This is a genomic window from Neobacillus sp. C211 (genome assembly GCF_051842875.1).
Lineage (GTDB): Bacteria > Bacillota > Bacilli > Bacillales > Cytobacillaceae > Neobacillus.
This window is the reverse complement of the sequence record NZ_JBPXRO010000081.1, coordinates 1-2666: the sequence shown is the minus strand read 5'-3', so window position 1 is coordinate 2666 and position 2666 is coordinate 1. Positions and strand designations below refer to the sequence as shown.

Genomic DNA, 2666 nt, shown 5'->3' with positions numbered 1-2666 from the left:
CAGTTAGTTTAATAAGAAGACGGGCTCGCCGCAGCTAACCCGTTATTGAACATAAGCACCCGTTACTTTAAGTACATTTCTTCACAAACTTTTATCTTAAAAGAAAAAGTTGCCTTTAGAACGATTTCTCGTCCCACAACTTTTACTTTATCCACCTTTAGTTTTCATTTCTGTGGGCTAACGATGGATGTGACCACTTTTGTTTAGTCTGCTTGCTCCCCAAACTTCTTTCCGAACGCTTCCATCAGATCAATAATAGGAATGAATTCTTTCCCTTTTGAGGTTAATGAATACTCTACACGAGGAGGTACCTCTGGATATACATTGCGATTAATTAAACCATCACTTTCTAGCTCTCGAAGTTGCTTTGTAAGAGAACCTTGTGAAATATCCCATAAAAAAGCTTTGATTTCACTATAACGACGTTCTTTGGACTTTAAAAACCAAAGAATGAGATATTTCCAACGCCCTGAGAGTATGTTTTGGGTATAGGCAATGCCATAAACTTCTCTTTGTTCCTTTATACACTCTTTGTCAAATCCATCCTTACATATCCTAGACACCTTTTCACCAGCTTTCTACTGTTAAGTACAAAAAAATGTACTACGTCAATTATTATTGCCTACTTCAAAAAGATGAGAAATCATTTTATTCTAGTATGTGTAACAGAAATACTCAATACGTTTTTATTATCTAATGAATATATATTTACGGTTGATAAACATATGATTTTGTAACTTTAAGCAGACTAATTCTTTTATATAAAAATTCTTTAGGAGGAACAATAATGAGATTTGGAATTATAGGTGCAGGACCAATTGGGTCAATTATTTCTAAAAAATTAGTTAAGAATGGACATGATGTCAAAATTGCAGATGCACGAGGAATTGAACGTTTAGAAGGAAAAGAGCTTGCTGGAACACCCGTGCGTGTAGAGGATGTAATTACAAATATTGATGTACTTATAATATCTATCCCTTTACACGCACTGCCAAGCATTCGGAACATTATCAATCAAGTCGGGGAGAAAGCAATCATTGTAGATACTTCAAATTATTATCCATATAGAGACGGCAAAATTGAAGAAATCGAGAACGGGATGGTTGAAAGTGTGTGGGTTTCAAATCAATTAGGCAGACCTGTCATTAAAGCTTTCAACAACTTATTAGCCTATACTTTAGAAAATGAAGGAACATCCGAAGATTCTAGTGGACGAATTGCGATGGCAGTTTCTGGTAATGACTCATCACAAAAACAAGTAGTCATGGACGTAGTAAACGAGCTAGGCTTCGACACAGTAGATAGTGGTTCTTTAAGTAACTCTTGGAGACAACAGCCAGGAACTCCTGCTTACTGCACAGAGCTAACAAAAGATGAGCTCACGAAAGCATTGAAAAAGGCAAATAAAGAAAAAGCACCATTACTACGGGACAAGGTGATGGAAAGGTTCGCAGAGCTCCATGCTGAAAAAAAAGAAGTTGAAATTTCACATAAAGATATTGTGAATTTAAACAGAGAAATATACAATTCATAAAACAAAAGGTGCACTCGTTAGAGGCACCTTTTTTTATATCAATATATCCCATAAAGTTGTAAAGGTATGTCTTACCTTTTTCCGCAAAACAACCCCAAATAATGTTAGTAATTCTGAGAGCTTACAAAGGTCTTTCCAGGACGATCTCAATTTTTTCAAAAAACAGAATCTAAGTATGTTTGTGTTTAAAATCCCTCTACCACTAACCTGCTTACTTTAGTTGAACAAGAAAAAAGCCTTACTCCTTATTGAAGTAAAGCACCCGTTACTTTAAGTACAATCCTTCACAATGTCTTTGAAAAGTTGTATTTGAATCATTTTAAGGTCAAAAATTATTGGGTCCGAAAGGATTTTCTGGTGGGTATTCCTCTAACTTATCAGCTGTTCTTTCATCTGGTGAAGTCGCCCCAGATTTTTTGTCAAAATAAATGGCTATTCCAACCAATATAATGATAGGTGTAAATATATAAATCCAAATCATCATAACACCTCCAAACTAACCAACGAATTACTTATATTATATTACAAATTTAACTTTTTTTTACAATACTTTTAAACAAAACTGCCCCGTTACTTGAAGAAGAAAAAGCGATCCCTCGCTATTGAAGAACCGCACCCGTTAGCTTAAGAAGGAACTTAGAATCGGAGGTAATAACAATAATAATATTGAACTGGAAATAAGCAATTTTGATACTTTTTTGGGGAGTTTTTCTCTACCTTTACCTTTGTACCATCCACTAAACTGCAATTTATTCCTATATAGAACCAAAAATAAAATAAGAATCGCTGTTAGTCCCATCCAGCCATAAGTATTGGTATCAGTCCCTAATTTTGAGTAGACATACTTTATAAAGGCACTTAAAATTCCTCCGAAAAATACAAATATGAAAGCTATTCGTATTAACTCCAAAAGTACCTTCATTAGTACCACTCTCCACCTTTATAATTTATTTTAATTTTACCATATTTCCCCATCACTTTGTTAAACTAAACTGCCCGTTACTTGAATAAGAAAATGCCTTACCCCTATTGAAGTAAAGCACCCTTTAGTTTAAGTACATTTCTTCACAATAATCTTTTTAAGTATTTGGTTTAATTATTAAAACACCATCCAAATTAACTAAAAAAACAG

At 34.1% G+C, this 2666-nt stretch carries 3 protein-coding genes; 1 reads left to right on the top strand and 2 read right to left on the bottom strand.

Annotation, left to right across the window (positions count from 1 at the left end):
* Nucleotides 1–203 precede the first annotated feature (203 nt).
* Nucleotides 204–563, bottom strand: a complete 360-nt coding sequence (locus tag ACSU6B_RS29045) for a winged helix-turn-helix transcriptional regulator (RefSeq protein ID WP_410889930.1) — start codon at nucleotides 561–563, stop codon at nucleotides 204–206.
* A gap of 224 nt (nucleotides 564–787) precedes the next feature.
* Here ACSU6B_RS29045 and ACSU6B_RS29040 point away from each other — a divergent pair, with 224 nt between their 5' ends.
* Nucleotides 788–1534: an NADPH-dependent F420 reductase gene (locus tag ACSU6B_RS29040; RefSeq protein ID WP_410889929.1), complete on the top strand. Its 747-nt coding sequence runs from the start codon at nucleotides 788–790 to the stop codon at nucleotides 1532–1534.
* A 325-nt stretch (nucleotides 1535–1859) separates the two neighbouring features.
* Here the strand turns inward: ACSU6B_RS29040 and ACSU6B_RS29035 are convergent, their stop codons facing one another.
* Entirely contained in the window at nucleotides 1860–2018 is a 159-nt protein-coding gene (locus ACSU6B_RS29035) for a hypothetical protein (protein WP_179195808.1), read from the bottom strand.
* Nucleotides 2019–2666: the final 648 nt, after the last annotated feature.

Coding starts and splice junctions, on each gene's coding strand:
- ACSU6B_RS29040 (WP_410889929.1), top strand. CDS start 788: ATGAGATTTGGAATTATAGGTGCAGGACCAATTGGGTCAATTATTTCT.
- ACSU6B_RS29035 (WP_179195808.1), bottom strand. CDS start 2,018: ATGATGATTTGGATTTATATATTTACACCTATCATTATATTGGTTGGA.